This is a genomic window from Ruminococcus sp. AF17-12, from assembly GCF_003479245.1.
In the GTDB taxonomy this organism is placed as follows: domain Bacteria; phylum Bacillota; class Clostridia; order Lachnospirales; family Lachnospiraceae; genus Blautia_A; species Blautia_A fusiformis.
Genome location: NZ_QUGY01000009.1, coordinates 52,983 through 72,659, shown reverse-complemented (window position 1 = coordinate 72,659; position 19,677 = coordinate 52,983). Strand labels below are relative to the sequence as shown.

Below are 19,677 nucleotides of genomic sequence, written 5' to 3'. Positions count from 1 at the left end.
ACGCCTGTTTGTTCAAAGTTTACTGCCGGAGACTATGTTGCTTATACCCAGTCTACAAAAAATGTATGGCCTTTATAAGTTTCATATTTCACTTTATTGAAATTCAGATTCTGGTTCCAGAAATAGCTGGTCATCATGAAATACATATAATTAAAATCTTTCTGTTTAAATCCGCTGAGTGTCCTGGCTTTGCCGGAAGTGACATGTTTATTGAAAATAGTCATTGCTTCTCTTGCAGCCTGATAAGCAAGAGTACGGTTTTCAAACTGACCATTGAGACGTTTGAGAAGGGCCCCGTTCCGCACTACAGAATACTGTGGGGTTGTGCTGCTTCCGATATTCTCATAGATCACACCTCGTATCGTAGATGGAAATTCCTTGTCTGATTTGATCGTACGGTTCAATACACAGAGTGCTACTGCTTCCATTCCGATCTTGCCCTGATCGCCTGCTTCTGATTCGCAAAGTGCGGCCAGAAGTGCTTCATCTGAGGTCTTTCCGTTTGCAATTCCGGAATGACTCTTATATTCCTTGACCATGGTGTAATATCTGCTGTTTCTGGTATCATAAATTTTAACATTTCCGTTTCCGACATTTACATTAGGTTTGGTAGTCTTCGCAGTGGCCACTCCGTTTGCTGCGATGGAGTATGTAATTCCATTCACTGTCACGGAGGTACTTACTGCCATGACACCGTTGGATTTAAAATAATAGTTCTTCTGATCGATCGTCTTCAGACCAGTATACATATAACCGGTACTGGTGGCAAAATAGTAGCTGATATTTTTGGATTTGTTTTTTACCCATTTGGTTGCCATATAACCGGAAGTTTTGTAAAAATAACGTTTCTGCCCTTTGCTGTTGGTGAGCCAGCCGGTTGCCATAATGCCTCCGCTTTTTGTGAAATAACGTTTCCTTCCCTTGCTGTAGTTTACCCAGCCTGTGGTAAGCTTACCTGTTTTGGGGTTGAAATAGCGCTTATGGCCTTTGGAATCTGTCATCCAGCCGGTTGCCATAACCCCCTTGCCTTTTGTAAAATAGTAGGTATATTTGCCATTGACCTTCATCCAGCCCTTTACCTGTACTCCGGTCTTTGTGTTAAAGTAGTACTTGTATCTGCCCAGGGTCAGCCAGCCTTTCTGCTTGCTCCCATCACTTTTTATGTAGTATGTTTTTCCATTGATAGTTTTAAAGCCTGCAGTGGCAGCCTGTACCTCTTTTGCAGAAGCAGAAAAGACTGTGCTTCCCACGATCAGCAGCATGGCAAGCATCAGACCCTTCAGCCATTTTTTTGTTCTGAAACTCTTCATAATTTTCCCCATTTCCTGTTTTAGATATAAAAGCTAGTTTGTCTCAAAAATTACAAAAATGTTACATTTCGTTTATTATATCGTAATGAATAAACACTGTCAACTTTTTTGTAACTGTGGACGGACTCCTGCCATATGATGAAGTGTAAATAAAATTTGCTGGAGGACTTATCGATGAGTGACTTAGCGGCTACCAATTGTGGATGTGATTGCGGATGTGGTTGTGATTCCGGATGCAGCACAGGATGTGGATGTAACAATAACTGTGGCTGTAATAATGGCTGCGGAACTTCCCTGTTTGGAAACGGTGGAAACAGCTGCTCCTGTATCCTTTGGATCATCTGTCTGATGTGTTGCTGTGGAAACAACAGTGGCTGTGGCTGTAATAACAACGGCTGCAACGACAGCTGTTGGATCATCATCCTTCTTCTGCTTTTGTGCGGAAATGGATGCGGCTGCAACAATTGCTGCTGATCTTTTGAAAAGGCAGAGGTCATTTCCTCTGCCTTTTCTGCTGCCGTTTTTCTGCTTCCTCCTGTTTCTGTTTTTTCTCTTTCAGACATTTCAGATCTATCTCATAAAAAGAATTTCCATCAATGACAAGTTCCTGTTTTTTTTCAGATTCCATAATCACATTCCTTTGAAAAATTTCTTCTATATATAATATGACCAGAGAAGGTTTCTGTCATATTTCTTTCTGCAAATTCATAGATTTCAGGAAAAAGGATTTTTTTATGGAACAGGAGCCTATCGCACGTACTGCTCTGGATGAAATGGTGGAAAGTGACCAGGATCAGATGCTGAAAGCCATGATCCCGTACCTTCCTTCTTCCGGGCAGCGGTTTTTATCTGTGTATACGAAAGTCCGGGAACTTCGGAATACCATGTCGCTTTTTCAAAGCAGCCGTAGAACAGCCGATCTGCAGGCTACCGGTTTTTCCGGCACCGATCCTCTGGAAATGCTGCAGGATATCCGTAAGTGCTGTGGCGGAGAAAATCGCCGTCAGATCGATCATATCACCAGTCTTATGGCTACGATCCAGATGCTTCAGATCATGAATGAAGATTCGTCAGGAGGTGAGAATCCATGAGTGATGACTGGAAAAATAATCCCCGGCTTTCCGGAATGGACCCTCAGAAGCTTTCCATGCTTCAGGGTCTGGCAGATCAGGGATTGGGGAAAAATCCGTCCGAACTTCTGCCTTTTATCATGGGCGCAGCTTCTAAAGGAAAAAATGCGGGCTTAAATTTCAGCTCTGATGAGATCTCTACTATCATAGAAGTTCTGAAAATGGGGAAAAGTCCGGTAGAGGCAGCTAAACTTGACAGAATTGTGAATCTGATGAAAATGATACGTCATTAACAGCTCTGTGATCCCGGAACAGCGGTTTTCTGTTCCGGGATTTTCTACTTTGTAATTCTTTTTATATTTGTCGGAATATAATCTGCAAAAATCTGACATATCCATAGATTCTATCGCATAATTCATAGAACATATTCCCTATTTTTGTGATATTTTTTTATCATTTTCCCTTTCTTCTTATATCAGTATATGGTATACTTGTCCGTGAAATGAATGATATGCAAAATAGGATTTTATGCGTCAAGTGTTTGGCGAATGGGGAGTTGTCGCCAGAACGAAAAGTACGTCTTACGGTATGAAATCCGCACCCGTTGCAGCAATATAAGAGAATATCTCATATTGTGTAGGGCTTTTTCGACATACGTTCTATTACAATTGGAGATATCTTTTTTTATGCGCAAAAATAAAAGAGACAGTCTCCGAAAAACGTGATTTTTTTAACAAATGGAGGTTGTTATTTATGGTAGACAAAGCAAAAGTTGAAGAGGCGATCAAGCTTCTTCTCGAGGGAATCGGCGAGGATGTAAACAGAGAGGGACTGCAGGGAACTCCGGAACGTATCGCCCGCATGTGCGAGGAAATTTATGGCGGACTTGATAATGAAGCGGATGAACATCTTCAGAAACAGTTTCATGTAGAGAACAATGAAATGGTTCTGGAAAAGGATATTACCTTTTATTCCATGTGTGAACATCATCTTATGCCCTTTTACGGTAAAGCTCATATCGCATATATCCCAAATGGCAAGGTTACCGGCTTAAGCAAGCTGGCCCGTACCGTTGATGTGTATGCAAGAAGACCGCAGATCCAGGAACGTCTGACTGTGCAGATCGCAGATGCGCTGGAACGTGTTCTCGCTCCAAAGGGAATCATGGTTATGCTGGAAGCGGAGCATACCTGCATGACCATGCGTGGAATCAAAAAGCCGGGAAGCAAAACGGTTACGACTGTTACCAGAGGTGAATTTAAAGAAAATATGGAGCTTCAGAAACAGTTCCTTGCTATGGTCAAGGACTGATGGACAGAGTGAATCAGATCTGGAATCATCCGCTCTATCAGAATGAGCTTAATAAGCTTCAGCTTCTGGAGACTGACCGTGAATTCTGCAGACATACACCGGAGCATTTTTTGGATGTGGCACGCCTTGCCTATATCCGGGCACTTGAGGAAAATGCTCCTGTTTCAAAGGAACTGATCTACTGTACTGCCCTTCTTCACGATATCGGACGGGCCAGACAGTATGAAGATGGCACTCCTCATGATGAGGCCGGTGCTGCTATCGCAGGACAGATCTTAAACGAGCTTGGATTTTCTATGGAAGAAATGGAAGCGATCATTGCGGCAATACGTGGTCACAGAGCTCAGACGGATCCGACAGTTCTTGGAAAATTGCTCTATACTGCGGACAAAAGCTCCAGAAACTGTTTTTCCTGTAAAGCAGAGCCGGAATGTTACTGGTCTCCTGCTAAAAAAAATATGACGATCCAATATTAGGAGGTTTTTCCATGAAAATCGGAAATCGTGAGTTTGATGTAAAAAACAAAACATATATTATGGGTATCCTAAATGTCACACCGGATTCTTTCTCAGATGGCGGAAAATGGAACGATATGGATCATGCCCTGAAACATACAGAAGCTATGATCGCCGAAGGTGCTGATATTCTTGATATCGGTGGGGAATCCACACGTCCGGGGCATACACCGGTTGGCGCACAGGAGGAGATCGAGCGTATTCTTCCTGTTATCGAAGCAGTAAAAGGGCGTTTTGATATCCCCATCTCTGTAGATACCTATAAGGGATGTGTTGCGGAAGAAGCCCTGAAACACGGAGCAGATCTTATCAATGACATCTGGGGACTGAAATATGATCCTGAAATGGCTCCTGTCATTGCCAGATATCAGGCTCCCTGCTGTCTGATGCATAACAAAGATAATACTGAATACAATAATTTTATTGTGGATATGCTGGCAGAAACCCAGGAATGTGTCAATATTGCCAAACGTGCCGGTATTGCCGATGATAAGATCATCCTTGATCCTGGTGTCGGATTTGGTAAAACCTATGAGATGAACCTGATGACTATGGATAATCTGGAGCTTTTCCGGAAGCTGGGATATCCGGTGCTTCTTGGTACCTCCAGAAAATCCATGATCGGACTTGCCCTTGATCTTCCTGTAGATCAGCGTGTAGAGGGAACTCTTGCCACATCGGTGATCGGTGTTATGAAGGGGTGTGCATTTGTCCGTGTTCATGACATCAAAGAAAATAAACGCGTCATCCAGATGACAGAAGCTATTCTGGGACGTTAGGAGGAACTGATGGATAAAATCGAAATCAGAGATCTTGAGATTTTTGCAAACCATGGTGTGTTTCCGGAAGAAACAGCTCTCGGACAGAAATTTGTTGTTTCTGCTGTTATGTATACAGAAACACGTCCGGCAGGGCTGACAGATGATCTTTCTGCTTCCATCAATTATGGAGAAGTCAGTCATATGATCACCGATTTTCTTCAGAAAAATACTTATAAACTTCTGGAGGCTGCTGTGGAGAATCTGGCAGAGACGCTGCTGCTTTCTCTCCCTCTTCTTAAAAAGATCACCCTCCGTATTGAAAAGCCCTGGGCTCCGGTAGGTCTTCCGCTGAAAACCGTTGCTGTGGAAATTACCCGAGGCTGGCATACGGCTTATATTGCTTTTGGTTCCAATATGGGGGATAAGAAGAAATACCTGGACAATGCGATCCAGGGTCTTCGGGATATGAAAGAGATTGTTGTTGAAAAGGTTTCCGAGTATCTTGTAACGGAGCCTTACGGGGATGTGGAGCAGGATGAGTTTCTCAACGGAGCCTTAAGAGTCCGGACGCTGCTTTCTCCGGAGGAGCTTCTTGACAGGCTGCATGTGCTGGAACAGGCTGCGGACCGGAAAAGGATCATTCACTGGGGACCAAGGACACTGGATCTGGATATTCTGTTTTACGATAATGAGATTATTGATACAGTGGAACTACATGTGCCTCATATTGATATGGAAAACAGGGATTTTGTTTTGAAGCCTATGGTGGAGATCGCACCGTATCTTCGGCATCCGGTGTTGAATTTAACAATGGAGCAGTTGTTAAAAAAGCTTGAGGGAAAAACTTTGGCGGTGTGACTTTATTTATTAAATAATAAAAAGATAACAAGCCCGATACAGATATCTTTACTATAATCTGTATCAGGCTTGTTTTGTATCAGTGTGGATTATTGACTATTATCGAAAAATATTTTATTTCTGGTTTACCAGATCAAATTCGTCGGTGATCTCTTTGGATGGTGCCTTGGTAATGAGGCTGACGATGATGTTTGCTGCAATGGCCACCAGGAATGCGGGAAGAAGTTCATAGATTCCCCAGGCGCCGCCGAGCGTGCTGATTCCGTATTTCCAGATAAATACCATGGAACCGCCGCAGATCATTCCTGCCAGGGCTCCCTGCCAGTTGGAACGTCTCCAGAATAATGCCAGAAGTACCACCGGGCCGAATACGGCTCCGAAGCCTGCCCAGGCAAAGGATACGATAGTAAACACAGAACTGTTCGGGTCGCGGGCAATAAACATGGCTACTACTGCGATGAGAAGAAGCGTGATCTTATCGGCTACCATGCTTTCTTTTTTTGTTTCTTTATCCTTCAGGATACTTCCGAGAAGGTCGGAAGAAACTGCTGAGGATGCTGCCAGGAGCTGAGAATCTGCAGTTGACATGGTGGATGCCAGGATTCCTGCAAGGATGAGTCCTGCAAGGATTGCTGCAATTACACCATGTTTACTGAGAAGATCTGCGATCTGAACGATAATTGTCTCAGATGCGGAGCCTTCCAGAAGGTCAAACTCTCCTGCTGCTGTCATTCCAAGTCCTACCACACCGATCAGTACTGCTACTGCCAGTGAGATCACTACCCATGTAGTTGCTACTCTTCTGGAAAGTGTAAGCTTCTCTTCGTCTTCGATCGCCATGAAACGAAGAAGAATATGCGGCATTCCGAAATATCCAAGTCCCCATGCAAGCATGGAAATGATATTAAGCAGTGGATATGCCTGTTCTGTTCCGGTTGTTGGATCATATGTAGTAAACATAGTCAGATATCCGGGCAGTGATCTTGCATGGTCTGCAACTGCTTCAATACCACCTGCTGTGCTGATCCCGAATACAAATACGATCACAAGAGCGATGGACATGATGATACTCTGGATAAAGTCCGTGGTAGATGCTGCCAGGAATCCTCCCAGTGTGGTGTATCCAACGATGACCAGTGCACTGATGATCATAGCTGGCAGATATTTTACACCGAAGAGACTTGCAAAAAGTTTACCACAGGCTGCAAATCCGGAAGCTGTATACGGAATAAAAAAGATCACGATAAAAATCGCTCCGATAGACTGCAGGATCTTTTTCTCATCTCTGTAACGATTACTGAAAAAGGATGGCAATGTAATGGAATTTCCTGCCACATGTGTGTAGCGGCGGATTCTTTTTGCCACGATCCTCCAGTTTACGTAAGTTCCGATCGCAAGGCCAATGGCTGTCCAGCCTGCATCTGCAATACCGGTAAGATAAGCAAGTCCCGGCAGGCCCATCAGAAGCCAGCTGCTCATGTCAGAAGCCTCTGCACTCATAGCTGTGACAAGTGGTCCAAGCTTTCGTCCTCCAAGATAGAAATCAGAACTGTCATTATTGTTCTTGGAGCAAAGATAACCTACAAAGATCATTGCACCCAGATAGACGATAATGGCTGCCATTATACAAATATGTGCTGTTGTCATTGTTTCTCTCCCTTCCATGTTTCTGCTTTAAAATCACAAAACATGAGGGGTTTTGCTTATGTATCCCTATGCTTTCTGCTTTTAAACCAGTTTTACACATATTTATAGATTTTATTATATTAACTTTAGAAAGTAAAGAGGATTTTTCGTTTTTTGACTAAAAAACTTACTAAATTTCTGATTATCTTTTCATAAGTTGGTAAATGCCGATATATCCCGTATTTTAGGGCTTTATCGGTATTTTCTTTTTGGAAGATACCTTGCATAAGCTGGCATTTACCAGCATGAAAATGCAACCAAAAGTAGTAAATAAGTAGTAAATATAAGTTCCGATATTAACAAGCCAGTCTTTCCAGTTCCGCTTTTGCAGATTGAAATGTACCGTGTGCGTAATAGCCAAGTGTCATGGTTATGTTAGCGTGTCCCATGAGATATTGCAGAGTGTTTGGGTTCATTCCTCTGTTTGCCATATTCGTACAATAAGTATGTCGGAATGAATGTGGTGTGATGTTCGGTAACTTGTCCGTGTGATACTTGTTATACTTCTTAATCAGCCCTCGCACCATGCCCTCATAGTTTCCTGCAACTTTAGGTAAGCCCTCACGGTTTAAGAATAGGAAATTGCTGTAACCATCTACAGTCAGCGGTTGTGCCTTTCCTCTGTTCTTTAGTATTCTTTGGATTGCTTGATAAGCCCGTTCTGTCAATGGAAGTTCCCGTTTTCCGTTTTTGGTCTTTGGCGTTTCAATATAGTAACCCATTTCGCTATCTTTCAATAACTGGTGGTCTATATTGAGTATTCTGTTCTGCATATCAATATGCGTCGTCAGTCCGCAAAATTCAGAAATACGAAGTCCCGTTTCCAGCAGAAGCACAACCTCATCATAATACTTACTGTAAATCTTGTCCTTTTCCATAAAGGCAAGCAGGCGTTCTTCCTGCTCTGATGTAAGGATAACTTTCTGCTCCGTATCATCTTCCAGAACATCACTTAGCTTAAACTCAAACGGGTTTTTTCTAATAAAGTCGTCTTGTATCGCCATGTAAAATGACGCTTTCAAGGAACGCTTATAGTTATCAATCGTTTTATAGGCATATCCTTTTTCACTCATTCTGATAGCCCATTCTTTAGCGTCTGACTGTTTGACGGTATCAATCGCTCTCATACCCAACGGGTCATTTTTCAGAGCGTTCATAAGATACTGTCGTCCTTTTTCAGTAGCCCTCTTGATGTTCTTTCTTTGGCTGTTCTTCTTGTCATAGAGCTGGCAGACTGTCATTTTACCGCCGACTGTGTCGATACCGTCGTTAAGGTCTTTTTTTATCTGTGCTTCTTTTTCCCTCAACGATATATCATCACGCTTTCCAGCAGGTGTCTTGTCTGTCGGTACAAGTTTCCAAGAATAGATAAACTGTGGCTTTCCGTATATATCGGTATATTTATAAACGTATCTTCCGTCTTTTCGCTGGCTCTCTCCATTACGCAAATTGCGATTTTTACTGTCTTTTCGTTTTACATTAGACATAGTGTAAAGCTCCTTTCCGTCATGGAATGAGCCGTGATACGCTATACCTTATTATACCATATCTACGGCTCAATGACATTAGATTTCGTCCAATGTATCTATGATTTTTTCAAATTGTTTTCGCTTAATCTGAATACGATTACCGTTCACGATAACCCAGCCAGCGTCAAGATTTTCTTCGGCTAATTTACGCAATTTCTTTTCGCCAATACGGAAGTATTTGGACGCTTCTTCAATCGTCAGCGTATATTTTTCCCAGATAGGCACATCAGTATTGTTCATAATCTATGCACCCCCTTTACTGTGTGTCATTTTTTACAAGCAGGCAGACGGCTTTGGAAAGCTCCGTTAGTATCTCAACTATTCCCATTCTTGTGGGCAGAACCGCACCATGCGGACGTATCATTATTCTGTGAGGATAGGTCGTGGCAAAACAACTTTTCCAACAGTCGCTCTCGGATCACTGCGTGGGTCGCTCGCTTTCTTTTGAAAAGGTCGTGGCGTACAGTCCCCGTGGCTCGCTATCTCACAAACGTATCTGTCTGCTTTATTCAGTTGTCAAAGAACAATAGGCTTGTCCGCCTATAAAAATCTGTCGTAGTCAACAGATTTTTATAGATTGACAAATCTTTAAATCGGGACAGGAAAGAGGGTTTTGGCAAATCATATCCCGATATAATCATTATTTAATGTTTACTTCAAATGCTCTCATTTTCTTTATCATTGCTTCACGAATACGTCCTTTCAGTTCCATATCAACAGCAATATAAAGATTTCCGTATTCATCATACAAAGGACGAAGACAACACTTTGAAAGGTAAGCGTCATAGAATTGAAGCATTTTTTCTATTGCTTTTTCGTCCCCGTCTGCTACAGAAGCAATTAAACGGTAAGGAGGGCATTTTGCAACAGCTTTTCCCATCTACTTTTCCTCCTGTAAAATTTTTTTCATATTATGTAAAGCGACTTGACGATTTTTAAATACACCAGCTCTTGAGATATGCTGAAGTTCTGCAATTTCTGTATCACTCATGTCAAGAAAATAGAACATTAAGAGATTATTTCTTTTTCTCTCTGGTAACTGTTGTAACGCTTTACATAGTTCATTACCCGATACTCGGGCTTCCATTCCATACACATCAAAAATAGTTATATCAAGTTCGTAATCATCAAAAACAGGAAAGGAATTAACCACAATTTTTGGTAGTTCACAAAACGGGATTTCACGATTAGAACGTCGGTCTAATTCTTTTTCATAATTCTTTATGATTCCGTCAATAACTTTTTTCATTAGCGTATCGAACTGTAAGCGAATTGCGTTTTCAAAAGAAGTCGGTTTCATGTTCACACCTCCTCCCTGCACAAAGCGGAGAATCTTTATCCCCCTTTCCGCACCAACACTGTACAGGCAGGTGTGATTTGCTAACCTAATTTCAAAAAAAGTGAAAAAAAGTTTTTGAGCATGAAAAAAGTCCGTACAAAACAAATTGTTGTAGCGGACAATTTTAAAAGTATTTATTAAAATTTTTGGGATATTAAAACAACTATAAAAATGAAAGTTTGTATCATTATCAATAACTTTATTTAGTGTACAATTAAAATATGTTTTCCCATTTGTAACCAATCTCCTTTAAAAAAATATAAACGATACATATTACATTAAAATTATAATCTATCACATCAAAAAAATTGAGCGAAAATAGTCGAAATGAAAAATAATATAAATATAAAATATTTTTCTATTTGATTCTATGCTTTGATAGATAGTTATAATCACTTTAAGATTGTAGAATTTTTAACAAATGCTTGTGCATTATTTATATAATTAAAGCATTAAATTGACAAAATTCGTCATTTTATGAAAGCGCTTATTTTTTTTATAATTTCGTATTGTTAGATATTGACAATCCAGTAGTTTAGGACTATCATAAAGGTGTAGAATAAAGTAGCTGAAAGGAGCCAAAAGGAGGAATGGTTATGTTAAACAAAAAGTCTTTATTCACTAAACTAGCAGCTGTGAGCATGGTAGCTTCAATGATGTTAGCTACGCCAGTAATGGCAGCGACGAATGACACAGGCGACAAGGACGCACAAAATGGAATCGTAAAGACAACTTACGAGGACGAAAATGGCACATGGACTGAAGGTATGATTGGTGGTAATCCAGAAGGAGTTGAAACTTGTTGGTTGGCATATGGACCATTGTACCAATATCCAAGTGAAGGTGGAACATGGCAATACGGTTTCTGGAATGCTAAAGTTCGTTCTTACTACACAGTTAATAGATGTCATGGTTCAACAGTTAAGTTGAATGGTAAGACATCACGTTCAGTAAATACTGCATCAGGTAAGAAATCTATCGCTGAATTATGGGCTATTCAATCTGATTCTAATGACCAGTATTTCTATCGTGTTTGTTAGTTAAGTATCATATTTATTGTTTGATAGCTTAAATGACAAATTAGATTTTAGGCTTCGGTGCTTGTCATCGAAGCCTATTTTATTTAATAAATAGGATAATGGAGTTGATATTTTTATGAATAAACATGGCATTAGATTGATTAGTTTTATTTTAGCTTTATTTTCATTCATTATGATCTTTCAGAATTTAATGAATGACCAACAGCAATTACCTTTAGGTACAACAGAACAACTTGTATTAAATATTGCTGAAACTGGTACTACGAAAGAACAACTTATTTCAGAATTAGATAATATCACGAATAAGCACAATGCTACTTTAGTAAAAGTTGTTATTCCTAGTGATGAATATAAAAATAAAAAAGACATCATTTACTTTGGAGATGAGAAACCAAAAAGTTCTGACATTATTATTGATAATGATAATATTAAATGGTTAGATTCAAGTTTAGAGGGAAAGTTAATTTCATCTAAAGATATTGGTAATAGACCTTTATATGGAAATTATGCAGTAAAGGGAAATCAGAATTTTAAACAGGATATAGAAAACTGGGCTAATGATAACGGAATTACTATTCAATGGTTGAGAAAAGTATCGTTTATAAAAAGTTTGTATTACAATTTAGTTCATAATGGTGTTGGAAATGTTATTTTAACAGTATTATTATTATTCATTTCAGTATTATTGACATGGTTTATTTCACACTCAAAAGGAAGAAGTATAAGATTATTGAGTGGAGTAGACATTAAAAAAATTCATATTGAAGATACATTAACACTATCAAAAATGTTTATATCCAGTTATTTAATTTCACTCATAGCATTTTGGGTATATATTGGAATTACTAATGATTTTAAACAAATTACATTATTGTTATCTAAGGATATTATAACACTATTGGTATTGGTTGTTATTTCAGCATTGATTAGTTTCGGTATTTCAATGATTGTCAAACCAAAAACAGAACATCTTGCGAAAAGAGAAATTCCTTTCAAAAAATTCAGAATGCTCAGTATTGGCACTAGAATTATGTCAATAATATTAGCTCTTTTGATAGTACCAAGCACCATAACATCTGCTTACATTTTACAGCAGTTATCTAATGAGTATTCTTTATGGGAAAATATGCAAAGCATTGTAAGTATATCTTTCAGCGATTTAGATTCATTAAGTACAGATAAAATGTTGCCATATGTTGATGATTTTTTTGCAAATATGGCAGATAACGATAATTTATTCTTATCTTTATCTATTGATAAATCTATACAATTAAGTGAGGAAGAATACGGTGGTTACGACCACATAATAGTTACTGATAAATCATGGGTTGATTCTTTTGATATTGGAATAGAAGAAAATAAAAGTGGTGGAGAATTGAATAAAATTGAATTGAACGATTTAGATAAACCACTACAGGACTTTATAAATGTTCAAATGCCTTTATGGACTAAGACAGAAGAAATCCAGCCTAGCGGAATTAACTTCTATGAATTTAGCGGAGATAAATTTTTAGCTTTACCGCCAAATGTTGGCTATGGTGGAAGCACTATACAAGCTAAAAATCCATTAGTTATATTAGTGGATAATCCAGTACAATCATTAAATACATTAGGTTTTATGTTACCTGCTTGTTCAAGTGGTAATGTTGTTTTTCCAGATGAAAATTTATTGAGAACTGAATTAGCAAAAACACCTGTAAAAGATTACGTTGTTTCGATAGATACTATTGCTGATGTTGCTTTATCACAAGCTCAAAAATTTGCAAAAGAAGCTGTATTCTATGTGATAGCTTGTATTCTAATTTTTGTATCTATGATTTTTGCAGGTATTCTTACCGCACAGTTATGGGTAAGCGAAAACAGAAAACGAATATTTACGTTACATACATTCGGAAAATCATACAAAGAAATAATAATGCAAACCTTTGTGCATGAATCATTTATTGCGATAATCACGGTAATCATTGGAGCAGTAATTTCTTTTGTTATAAGACGACCAGAAATTATTACAGTTTTATCAGTGAGCATTATTATTTTGATTTTATATTGCTTGAGTAATTTTGTTGCTTATCATATATGTACTAGACAAGCATTTTACAAAGTAGCAACAAGAAATGAGTAAAAAATGGGGTGTAAAAATGGAAATTAAAATGAATAGTATAAGCGTTGTAATCAAAGGAAAACGCATTTTCTCAAATATCACAGACACAATGAATAGTGGAGATATGGTAGCTCTCACAGGTTCTTCTGGGTGTGGAAAAACGACATTATTAAATTGTTTAGGTTTAATACAGCCAATAGAAAGTGGTTCTATTTTGATAAATGGCAAAGATACTTCAAAGTGGAACGATAAGGATAAAACGAAATTTTGGCATAAATATGCGACATTTATTTATCAAGATTATGGAATTATCGAAGATGAAACTGTAGCATATAACATTACATTAGATAAGTCAAAAGCTAAAAGTAAAGCTGTGAAAAACATATTAGATAAAGTTGGTTTAAATGGTAGAGATTCTGAACTAGCAATCGTACTCTCTGGTGGAGAAAAGCAACGCATAGGTATAGCAAGGGCAATATTAAAAAATGCTTCTATTATCTATGCTGATGAGCCTACTGCTTCTCTTGATTCTGAAAATAGACAAATCGTGATTAGCTTATTAAAAGAATGTGCTTCAAATGGGGCAATTGTTATTTTAGCTACACATGATGATAGGCTTGTTAGTGAATGTAATAAAGTCATAAGTTTAAATAAAAATAGAAATTAGGAGCGATTATGAAAAAAATATTTTCAGTTTTATTGATTACAACTATCATTACTACATTAGGTAGTCCTGTTTATGCAAGTAGTCAAAATCCAAGTGATTTACAAGAATGTATAGAGAACTCTATGTTCTATGATAATGAATATAGATTATTCAATGAATTTACATATCAAGGAATGGAAATCAATTTGTTTCCTGAAACAACAATCACTAAAGAAGAAGCTCTTATTAAGTATAAAGAAGCGTATAACTACATAGCAGAAAAAGCTAGTGTACTAGGTATTGTAGCGGATTTAGATAACTATGAATTTCAACAATATATTAAAGGTTATGCTATACCAACTTCAACTAATAAGGAACTTAATGATAAACTAGCGGAATTTGCAGAATTTATAGATATTTATGAAAATGCAGAATCTAATAAAAAAATCATTTCTTGTTTAAAAGAAAAAGAATTTAATTCTGAAGAACTTGAATTGTTATTACCAATAAGTAAGAGTTCAACTGAATTATCTAACAAAATAGCTCCTAGTGATAATAGAGAATCAAATGGGTACTCTTCTAATAAAGCTACTCAATATGCAAAGCAATGGTGGAATAGAACAAATAATACAGATTTTCCATATTATGCTAATTATTATAAGCAAGACCTTAATTCTAATGATTACAATGATTTAGATGAAAATGCAGAGGGACAGTCTGCAATAAGAAGAGGTTGGAGCGACTGTACAAATTTTGTTTCACAATGTTTAAGTTATGGTGGTTTTCAATATAGAAAATCAGGATTGATTTTACCACATAGACAATCTAAAAACTGGTATTATGATAATGGAAAGCCATCACATACATGGGGTGGAGCTAATAATTTTTATCAGCATTGGGAATCCAGAGCTGGTATAGCAAAAACATCAGATTTACTTACAGCAGGAGATGTAATTTCAGTAGACTTTACCAAAGATGGAGATATAGACCATACTGCAATTATAACTTCCAATATTAACAATACAAATAAATCTAAATTGTTGACACAACACAGTATTGATAGAAGTGAATTTTTACCTACAGGAGATTATTTTTCTTTAGCAAATCTATATAGTCAAGATTATAAAATATATGGATATGAAATGGATAAAGCACCAATAAAATAAAATACGAAAGGAGCTTTTGCTCCTTTCATTTTTTATTTATTATTGGATAATATTTTCCAGTTACTATCCTTATAAAGTGTTAATTCATACTGTGATACCTGTGCCGCCTTTGTCTGATTGTCAATGAACTTCACAGATACCTTGACTTTCACATTGCCCCCGTCCTTTGTAAACACGGGATTGCCAAGCTCGGAATAGAGATAGTCCCCATTTATCGGTTCAAGGGCATTTCCCTCTACATAATAAGCAAGCTCCGTTTCTGTAGCGGTAGGGTACAGCTTGAAGAATGTTTCCAGAAATGCCGTAGCGTCATTTACGGTATCAGCGTCTACGCTTGCGTCTGCTTCTGGTGTCTTAGGTTCATAGTCTGATTTTTCGATTGCTGGTGCAAGGGTAGGGTTCTGAATGATTACCATATCCCCGTCAGCGTCTACATAGACTTTTACAGTATAGGTTGCTTTCACATAGGCAACATAAAGTCCCACCACTAAGATAATGAGAAGCAGGAAACCGACATAAAAGCCAGAGCTGGAAAAACCGTTCTGTGTTACGCCTGCAAGGGTCTGTATGCTTTTTCCGATACTGTCTGCCATATCATTGATGAAGTCCAGCTTATAGGCTTCCTGCACCACATAGCCCGTAGCATTGCTTAAATAAAGGCTTATCGTCCAGACAAAATTGGTAATGCAGTAAAGCCCGTACTGCACCGATTTTCCAATCCCGTCCAGCCAGTTCCACGGCAACCACGACCAGCTATTATCCACATAAAAATCAAGCTGGTAATTCGACAGCGGATATTTAGAGTAAAGATTTTCTGTGTTTATGGTATCGTCCACAAGCCCCGTCGCATGAGCCACCGTCCCCAGAAGTGAAAGCAGGATAAGGGAGAGTGCCACGACAAACAGAGCCATTTTGAGAACGTGAAGTATCTTCTTTTTTGTGAACGCACCTTTTATCCTTTCTTTCATCACTCCACCTCATTTCTCTGTACGGGCGGTCTGGTATCAAAGGCGTGTAGCAGTTCTTCAAAGACTGGGTGTATCTGCACCACACCGACACGCCCGTATAAGTCCTGCAATAAGCATTGTCCGTTTTCCAAATCACGCAAGCGTTTCTGGTTGTTCTCATCGTCCTTGTCGATACCGAAAAACTCTAAGGTCTGCTTTATCTCGTTTATATCCGTGCTTCTAAATGCAAACTTTAAGCCGATATTGTTTTTCAGACTTTCTTTTGACACGTCCCCAGAAGATTGTGTAACAAAATAAACGCCTGCCTGCATAGCACGTCCAGCACGAACCAGCTTATTTGATAAAGTTTCGCCTTGTGCCACGTTTAAGAACGCCCACGCTTCGTCCAAATCGACAATCTTAAAAATGCTTCTGTCCGAATGGATAAAATCAAGGGCAAAGGTACTAATCACAATCAGCATAGACACCGACAATAATTCAATGGTCGTGTATTCCTCAAAGGTCGTGTCCTTATCTGGCAATACTAAGTCCGCTACTTGAATGATATTGAGTTGGTTATCCAGACTGATTGCATTTTCTACCGTACCGTCTGAAAACAGCAGGTGTGCAAAGTCGTAGTCCGTGAAGCTGTCGATATGGTCTGCGATATTTCTTGCTATGGGCGTATCTTCACGGCGTAGCTCGTCTATCACATGAAGCAACACCTTTTCGATAATACGGTAATCCCCACTTTCTGCACCGACACCTAGCTTTTCTTCAAACTCGTCAACATCTATCGGCAGTTCAAACCAGTATGATATTGTTTCTTCGCCAGTTGTTCCTCTCGTTTCCACCAGCACCCTTGTTTCCTGCATTGTTCCTCACGTCCTTTCTGTTGTTTCATCACATCTTTTATGGTCTGGTACGACATACCAAACACATACTTTGAAAAATCTTCTAACTGTCTTTCTTCATAGTCGGCAGGGTTCAGTCGTTTCATTTCATGCCATACCTTACGCTTGTAAGAGGGCAGGTCAGAAATATAATCACAGCCGACTTTTGACTGCATATCCTTAAAAATATCGCTCATTTCATCACTCCAATCTGAAATTTTGGTAAGAAAAAAGCAGTCAATCCTAAGACTAACTGCTTTGTGTGTATGGATATGAAATTGTCAAACTGGGATTTACGAAAATCTTTTTTGAATCTTATACAGCCATATACTACAAATAACAGCTATAAATAATATAAATATAACTGCAATAGAAATAGCATAATCTTTCGGTAATATAACTGCAATCACTCCAGAGAACAAAAGACAAATTCCTATCAATAAAACAGGCTTTCCTAATGCTTTTGCATATCCTTTTCTGTCGTTTGTGGTTTCAAATACTTTGCCATGAACAGAAGAATAATTTCCTTTTAATAGAGAAAAACTAACAAATATGAGAAGAGCAGAACAGAACCACATCATTATACTAAAGCCTATCATAATATATCCCTCCATCAATTCTAATTTTCTTAGTTCTATAAACTGAAATTTTGTTATTTCATTTTTTCTTGACACTCGCTACATTCTTTATCGTGAATAGAAATAATGCCACCGCACTAATTTGCCGTTTTCTTCATATCCATATTATACCATTCTCATACCAACACCACAATAAAATTTTATGCACCGATAATCTTATTGAACAGCTCTAACAGTACATCTTTCACACCGCCAGCATTGAATACCAAACCGACAGCAATCAAGGCAACTACCAAGAAGCCGATAAGTTTGGAAAACTCACGCTTGAAACCTAAGTAGATACCGATAACTACAATCGCCATAAGCACTAAGCTCTGTGCGTTGCTTAAAAACCATTGATACAAATTTTGCCCGAAATTCATGTTATTTGTCCTCGCTTTCTTTTAATTGTTTCATTTCATAGTCAGCTTCTTTGCCGACATTCAAAATACACATCAAGACTACGCCGATACCCATTCCCATAGATACCAGCAGGAAGTCTTTTAATAATACCCACATTTTTCATCACTCCTAACTTTCTACTAAATCTTTTGCAGGGGTCGTCTGCTGTTTGATTATCATTTCATGCTTTTCACTCAAGACTGCCTGCTTTTCAATCGTTTCCATGTAGTCTGTACCGTTTCCCTTATCAATCTTTTTCAGCATTTTCAAGGTCGGTGCTACCTGCCTTTGTACCCAACGCAATGTGCGGTCTAAGGTATAAGGCTCTGGCTTTGTCGTTAGTTTCAGACTTTGCCGATTATCGCCGATAAACCAAGCCCAGCGGTCATTGAGTTTCCAGTCATTTTTTCGCTTGTCTGGTTCTTCATCAACAAACCGCACATACTGGTTGATGATAGAAAAGGCGGTCTGCTCTGCGTCATAATAGGTCAGCAAATCTCGTACTGCATAATAAGCACGTTCATTTCTAAGCCGTATCTCAAAACGGTTGATAATGTCGGCTTCTTCCAGAGGTGTCCCTAACTTGACGTACTGCTCATAGTCCTTTTCATAGATACAAAAATACACATCTGATTTCAGCGAACCAAGATAAAGGGTACGTCCCATATATTCACTGTCGTCCTCTCTGTGCTTGATAAGCTCGCCCGACTGGTAAAACTTATAACTTCTGGACTTTCCGATATATTCCCGTTTCCTGCATTTTTCCGCAAGCTCTGGAATATCCAAAATGCCCGTATGGTCGTTGATAGCAAGGTCGATACGCTTCATCACGCCACCGTCTACGAGTGCGTCCATGAGAAAGTCATACCAGCTTCTTTGCTGTGCCAGCAGGTAACTTTCAAACTGTCTGCAACCACGCCCCTTTAACTCTAAAAGGACACCTTTTTCTTCGTCAGCCGACGTATAGATAAAGATGTCCCCTAAAGAGTAATGCTCCGTATAACTGTAATGTCCGTAATCTTCATGGAGCATATAATTGATATTCAGTTTTAATATATCTTTGATGATGTGCTGTATATCCAGCGTGGGAAAACGAATTTTTACATAATCAAACAGCATGGTAAGCGGTGCTTCTGGATTGAACCTTGCCAGTTCCTTATGCAGAGTTTCCAAAAGCTCCTTTGACGGCTTCATTTTTCCGCTTTCTATCTTGTTGAGATATTCCCTTGTGATACCAGAAGCCACCGCCAGCCTGCCTTGTGAGATACCGTAAGCAATCCGTTTCTCCCGTAATTCTTTTATCCATTGTTCTTCATTCAGAACCATACCCCCAATCTGTAAAGTGTGAAGTTTTTTAAGACGACTTCACAACTGAATTTTGCCAGGAAATCATGCCAGAAGCCTTATGTTTCCTATGTTTTTTGTCTATTGTCTATTTGCAAACGTACCCCTCTGTTAGATACCGAGGGGTTTTACCTGCTGGCGT

The 19,677-nt window shown here is 38.8% G+C and carries 24 protein-coding genes, 3 pseudogenes and 1 riboswitch; of the genes and pseudogenes, 11 read left to right on the top strand and 16 right to left on the bottom strand.

Going from position 1 to position 19,677, the window contains the following annotated elements; translation table 11 throughout:
- Positions 1–41: 41 nt before the first annotated feature.
- Positions 42–1,310: a cell wall hydrolase gene (locus DWW77_RS11230; protein WP_118608710.1), complete on the bottom strand. Its 1,269-nt coding sequence runs from the start codon at positions 1,308–1,310 to the stop codon at positions 42–44.
- Between the two features lie 174 nt (positions 1,311–1,484).
- On the opposite strand from DWW77_RS11230, the gene DWW77_RS11225 reads away from it, so the two are divergent.
- Complete coding sequence (locus DWW77_RS11225; RefSeq protein ID WP_092070538.1) at positions 1,485–1,784, top strand: hypothetical protein; 300 nt, start codon at positions 1,485–1,487, stop codon at positions 1,782–1,784.
- 19 nt (positions 1,785–1,803) lie between these two features.
- Here DWW77_RS11225 and DWW77_RS18335 read toward each other — a convergent pair whose 3' ends face one another.
- Complete coding sequence (locus DWW77_RS18335) at positions 1,804–1,938, bottom strand: hypothetical protein (RefSeq protein WP_021651468.1); 135 nt, start codon at positions 1,936–1,938, stop codon at positions 1,804–1,806.
- Between the two features lie 106 nt (positions 1,939–2,044).
- Between DWW77_RS18335 and DWW77_RS11220 the strand changes: the two genes are divergently transcribed.
- The 6 genes from DWW77_RS11220 to folK all read left to right on the top strand — a co-directional run bounded on the left by DWW77_RS11220 (position 2,045) and on the right by folK (position 5,825).
- The gene (locus tag DWW77_RS11220; protein WP_022426549.1) at positions 2,045–2,401 is read left to right on the top strand and encodes a hypothetical protein; all 357 of its coding nucleotides are present in this window, start codon (positions 2,045–2,047) and stop codon (positions 2,399–2,401) included.
- A complete protein-coding gene (locus tag DWW77_RS11215) occupies positions 2,398–2,673 on the top strand; it encodes a hypothetical protein (protein WP_118608709.1) in 276 nt (91 codons plus the stop codon). Before DWW77_RS11220 ends, DWW77_RS11215 begins: the two co-directional genes overlap by 4 nt.
- A 219-nt stretch (positions 2,674–2,892) precedes the next feature.
- Positions 2,893–2,989: riboswitch (THF riboswitch) on the top strand.
- Positions 2,990–3,133: 144 nt separating this feature from the next.
- Entirely contained in the window at positions 3,134–3,691 is a 558-nt protein-coding gene (gene folE, locus DWW77_RS11210; protein WP_015524935.1) for a GTP cyclohydrolase I FolE, read from the top strand.
- Positions 3,691–4,167 carry an HD domain-containing protein gene (locus DWW77_RS11205; protein WP_021651470.1) on the top strand — a complete coding sequence of 159 codons (477 nt, stop codon included), beginning with the start codon at positions 3,691–3,693 and terminating at the stop codon, positions 4,165–4,167. Before folE ends, DWW77_RS11205 begins: the two co-directional genes overlap by 1 nt.
- An 11-nt stretch (positions 4,168–4,178) precedes the next feature.
- Positions 4,179–4,985 (top strand): dihydropteroate synthase, encoded by an 807-nt coding sequence (gene folP, locus DWW77_RS11200; RefSeq protein WP_092070547.1) that lies wholly within the window; start codon positions 4,179–4,181, stop codon positions 4,983–4,985.
- Positions 4,986–4,994: 9 nt separating this feature from the next.
- Positions 4,995–5,825, top strand: coding sequence for a 2-amino-4-hydroxy-6-hydroxymethyldihydropteridine diphosphokinase (gene folK / locus DWW77_RS11195; RefSeq protein WP_092070551.1), 831 nt, complete (start codon positions 4,995–4,997; stop codon positions 5,823–5,825).
- Positions 5,826–5,939: 114 nt separating this feature from the next.
- Here the strand turns inward: folK and putP are convergent, their stop codons facing one another.
- The 5 genes from putP to DWW77_RS11165 all read right to left on the bottom strand — a co-directional run bounded on the left by putP (position 5,940) and on the right by DWW77_RS11165 (position 10,340).
- Complete coding sequence (gene putP, locus DWW77_RS11190) at positions 5,940–7,472, bottom strand: sodium/proline symporter PutP (RefSeq protein WP_110103526.1); 1,533 nt, start codon at positions 7,470–7,472, stop codon at positions 5,940–5,942.
- Positions 7,473–7,807: 335 nt separating this feature from the next.
- Positions 7,808–8,998 (bottom strand): site-specific integrase, encoded by a 1,191-nt coding sequence (locus tag DWW77_RS11185; RefSeq protein WP_117826909.1) that lies wholly within the window; start codon positions 8,996–8,998, stop codon positions 7,808–7,810.
- Between the two features lie 78 nt (positions 8,999–9,076).
- Positions 9,077–9,280 carry an excisionase gene (locus DWW77_RS11180; protein WP_002347229.1) on the bottom strand — a complete coding sequence of 68 codons (204 nt, stop codon included), beginning with the start codon at positions 9,278–9,280 and terminating at the stop codon, positions 9,077–9,079.
- Between the two features lie 400 nt (positions 9,281–9,680).
- A complete protein-coding gene (locus tag DWW77_RS11170) occupies positions 9,681–9,920 on the bottom strand; it encodes a helix-turn-helix domain-containing protein (protein WP_021414330.1) in 240 nt (79 codons plus the stop codon).
- Positions 9,921–10,340: an RNA polymerase sigma factor gene (locus DWW77_RS11165; RefSeq protein ID WP_117632413.1), complete on the bottom strand. Its 420-nt coding sequence runs from the start codon at positions 10,338–10,340 to the stop codon at positions 9,921–9,923.
- Positions 10,341–10,975: 635 nt separating this feature from the next.
- Between DWW77_RS11165 and DWW77_RS18180 the strand changes: the two genes are divergently transcribed.
- From DWW77_RS18180 to DWW77_RS11145, 4 genes are all read left to right on the top strand, one after another.
- On the top strand, positions 10,976–11,419 hold the full coding sequence (locus DWW77_RS18180; protein ID WP_198013389.1) for a lactococcin 972 family bacteriocin: 444 nt from the start codon (positions 10,976–10,978) through the stop codon (positions 11,417–11,419).
- A gap of 115 nt (positions 11,420–11,534) precedes the next feature.
- Positions 11,535–13,541: a bacteriocin-associated integral membrane family protein gene (locus tag DWW77_RS11155; RefSeq protein ID WP_117632412.1), complete on the top strand. Its 2,007-nt coding sequence runs from the start codon at positions 11,535–11,537 to the stop codon at positions 13,539–13,541.
- Positions 13,534–14,187, top strand: a complete 654-nt coding sequence (locus DWW77_RS11150; RefSeq protein ID WP_021651350.1) for an ABC transporter ATP-binding protein — start codon at positions 13,534–13,536, stop codon at positions 14,185–14,187. Before DWW77_RS11155 ends, DWW77_RS11150 begins: the two co-directional genes overlap by 8 nt.
- Before the next feature lie 8 nt (positions 14,188–14,195).
- Positions 14,196–15,332 carry an amidase domain-containing protein gene (locus tag DWW77_RS11145; RefSeq protein ID WP_117632411.1) on the top strand — a complete coding sequence of 379 codons (1,137 nt, stop codon included), beginning with the start codon at positions 14,196–14,198 and terminating at the stop codon, positions 15,330–15,332.
- Positions 15,333–15,364: 32 nt separating this feature from the next.
- On the opposite strand, the gene DWW77_RS18645 is transcribed toward DWW77_RS11145, so the two are convergent.
- From DWW77_RS18645 to mobT, 9 genes and pseudogenes are all read right to left on the bottom strand, one after another.
- Entirely contained in the window at positions 15,365–15,796 is a 432-nt protein-coding gene (locus tag DWW77_RS18645; RefSeq protein ID WP_502696230.1) for a conjugal transfer protein, read from the bottom strand.
- Positions 15,797–16,300, bottom strand: a pseudogene (locus tag DWW77_RS18640) (CD3337/EF1877 family mobilome membrane protein); the annotation flags it as partial. It lies immediately after the preceding gene.
- Positions 16,300–17,001: pseudogene (locus tag DWW77_RS11130) on the bottom strand (ATP-binding protein); the annotation flags it as partial. The pseudogenes DWW77_RS11130 and DWW77_RS18640, both read right to left, overlap by 1 nt.
- Positions 16,999–17,133, bottom strand: a pseudogene (locus DWW77_RS18635) (antirestriction protein ArdA); the annotation flags it as partial. The pseudogenes DWW77_RS11130 and DWW77_RS18635, both read right to left, overlap by 3 nt.
- Positions 17,073–17,369, bottom strand: a complete 297-nt coding sequence (locus tag DWW77_RS11125) for a conjugal transfer protein (RefSeq protein ID WP_077746906.1) — start codon at positions 17,367–17,369, stop codon at positions 17,073–17,075. The gene DWW77_RS11125 and the pseudogene DWW77_RS18635, both read right to left, overlap by 61 nt.
- Before the next feature lie 96 nt (positions 17,370–17,465).
- On the bottom strand, positions 17,466–17,771 hold the full coding sequence (locus DWW77_RS11120) for a hypothetical protein (protein WP_021425049.1): 306 nt from the start codon (positions 17,769–17,771) through the stop codon (positions 17,466–17,468).
- A gap of 179 nt (positions 17,772–17,950) precedes the next feature.
- Positions 17,951–18,172 carry a hypothetical protein gene (locus DWW77_RS11115; RefSeq protein WP_002323342.1) on the bottom strand — a complete coding sequence of 74 codons (222 nt, stop codon included), beginning with the start codon at positions 18,170–18,172 and terminating at the stop codon, positions 17,951–17,953.
- Position 18,173: 1 nt separating this feature from the next.
- Entirely contained in the window at positions 18,174–18,308 is a 135-nt protein-coding gene (locus DWW77_RS11110) for a DUF3789 domain-containing protein (protein ID WP_021651360.1), read from the bottom strand.
- Positions 18,309–18,320: 12 nt separating this feature from the next.
- Complete coding sequence (gene mobT, locus DWW77_RS11105; RefSeq protein ID WP_117839143.1) at positions 18,321–19,517, bottom strand: MobT family relaxase; 1,197 nt, start codon at positions 19,515–19,517, stop codon at positions 18,321–18,323.
- Positions 19,518–19,677 lie beyond the last annotated feature (160 nt).

Excerpts from the sequence above, each read along its gene's own strand:
- DWW77_RS11145 (WP_117632411.1), top strand. The coding sequence starts at position 14,196 with ATGAAAAAAATATTTTCAGTTTTATTGATTACAACTATCATTACTACA.
- putP (WP_110103526.1), bottom strand. The coding sequence starts at position 7,472 with ATGACAACAGCACATATTTGTATAATGGCAGCCATTATCGTCTATCTG.
- DWW77_RS11230 (WP_118608710.1), bottom strand. The coding sequence starts at position 1,310 with ATGAAGAGTTTCAGAACAAAAAAATGGCTGAAGGGTCTGATGCTTGCC.
- folE (WP_015524935.1), top strand. The coding sequence starts at position 3,134 with ATGGTAGACAAAGCAAAAGTTGAAGAGGCGATCAAGCTTCTTCTCGAG.
- DWW77_RS11115 (WP_002323342.1), bottom strand. The coding sequence starts at position 18,172 with ATGAATTTCGGGCAAAATTTGTATCAATGGTTTTTAAGCAACGCACAG.
- folP (WP_092070547.1), top strand. The coding sequence starts at position 4,179 with ATGAAAATCGGAAATCGTGAGTTTGATGTAAAAAACAAAACATATATT.
- DWW77_RS11220 (WP_022426549.1), top strand. The coding sequence starts at position 2,045 with ATGGAACAGGAGCCTATCGCACGTACTGCTCTGGATGAAATGGTGGAA.
- DWW77_RS11215 (WP_118608709.1), top strand. The coding sequence starts at position 2,398 with ATGAGTGATGACTGGAAAAATAATCCCCGGCTTTCCGGAATGGACCCT.
- DWW77_RS11110 (WP_021651360.1), bottom strand. The coding sequence starts at position 18,308 with ATGTGGGTATTATTAAAAGACTTCCTGCTGGTATCTATGGGAATGGGT.
- DWW77_RS11150 (WP_021651350.1), top strand. The coding sequence starts at position 13,534 with ATGAGTAAAAAATGGGGTGTAAAAATGGAAATTAAAATGAATAGTATA.
- DWW77_RS11205 (WP_021651470.1), top strand. The coding sequence starts at position 3,691 with ATGGACAGAGTGAATCAGATCTGGAATCATCCGCTCTATCAGAATGAG.
- DWW77_RS11155 (WP_117632412.1), top strand. The coding sequence starts at position 11,535 with ATGAATAAACATGGCATTAGATTGATTAGTTTTATTTTAGCTTTATTT.
- mobT (WP_117839143.1), bottom strand. The coding sequence starts at position 19,517 with ATGGTTCTGAATGAAGAACAATGGATAAAAGAATTACGGGAGAAACGG.
- DWW77_RS11185 (WP_117826909.1), bottom strand. The coding sequence starts at position 8,998 with ATGTCTAATGTAAAACGAAAAGACAGTAAAAATCGCAATTTGCGTAAT.
- DWW77_RS18180 (WP_198013389.1), top strand. The coding sequence starts at position 10,976 with ATGTTAAACAAAAAGTCTTTATTCACTAAACTAGCAGCTGTGAGCATG.
- DWW77_RS11165 (WP_117632413.1), bottom strand. The coding sequence starts at position 10,340 with ATGAAACCGACTTCTTTTGAAAACGCAATTCGCTTACAGTTCGATACG.
- DWW77_RS11125 (WP_077746906.1), bottom strand. The coding sequence starts at position 17,369 with ATGAGCGATATTTTTAAGGATATGCAGTCAAAAGTCGGCTGTGATTAT.
- DWW77_RS11225 (WP_092070538.1), top strand. The coding sequence starts at position 1,485 with ATGAGTGACTTAGCGGCTACCAATTGTGGATGTGATTGCGGATGTGGT.
- DWW77_RS18335 (WP_021651468.1), bottom strand. The coding sequence starts at position 1,938 with ATGGAATCTGAAAAAAAACAGGAACTTGTCATTGATGGAAATTCTTTT.
- DWW77_RS11180 (WP_002347229.1), bottom strand. The coding sequence starts at position 9,280 with ATGAACAATACTGATGTGCCTATCTGGGAAAAATATACGCTGACGATT.
- DWW77_RS11170 (WP_021414330.1), bottom strand. The coding sequence starts at position 9,920 with ATGGGAAAAGCTGTTGCAAAATGCCCTCCTTACCGTTTAATTGCTTCT.
- DWW77_RS11120 (WP_021425049.1), bottom strand. The coding sequence starts at position 17,771 with ATGATAGGCTTTAGTATAATGATGTGGTTCTGTTCTGCTCTTCTCATA.
- folK (WP_092070551.1), top strand. The coding sequence starts at position 4,995 with ATGGATAAAATCGAAATCAGAGATCTTGAGATTTTTGCAAACCATGGT.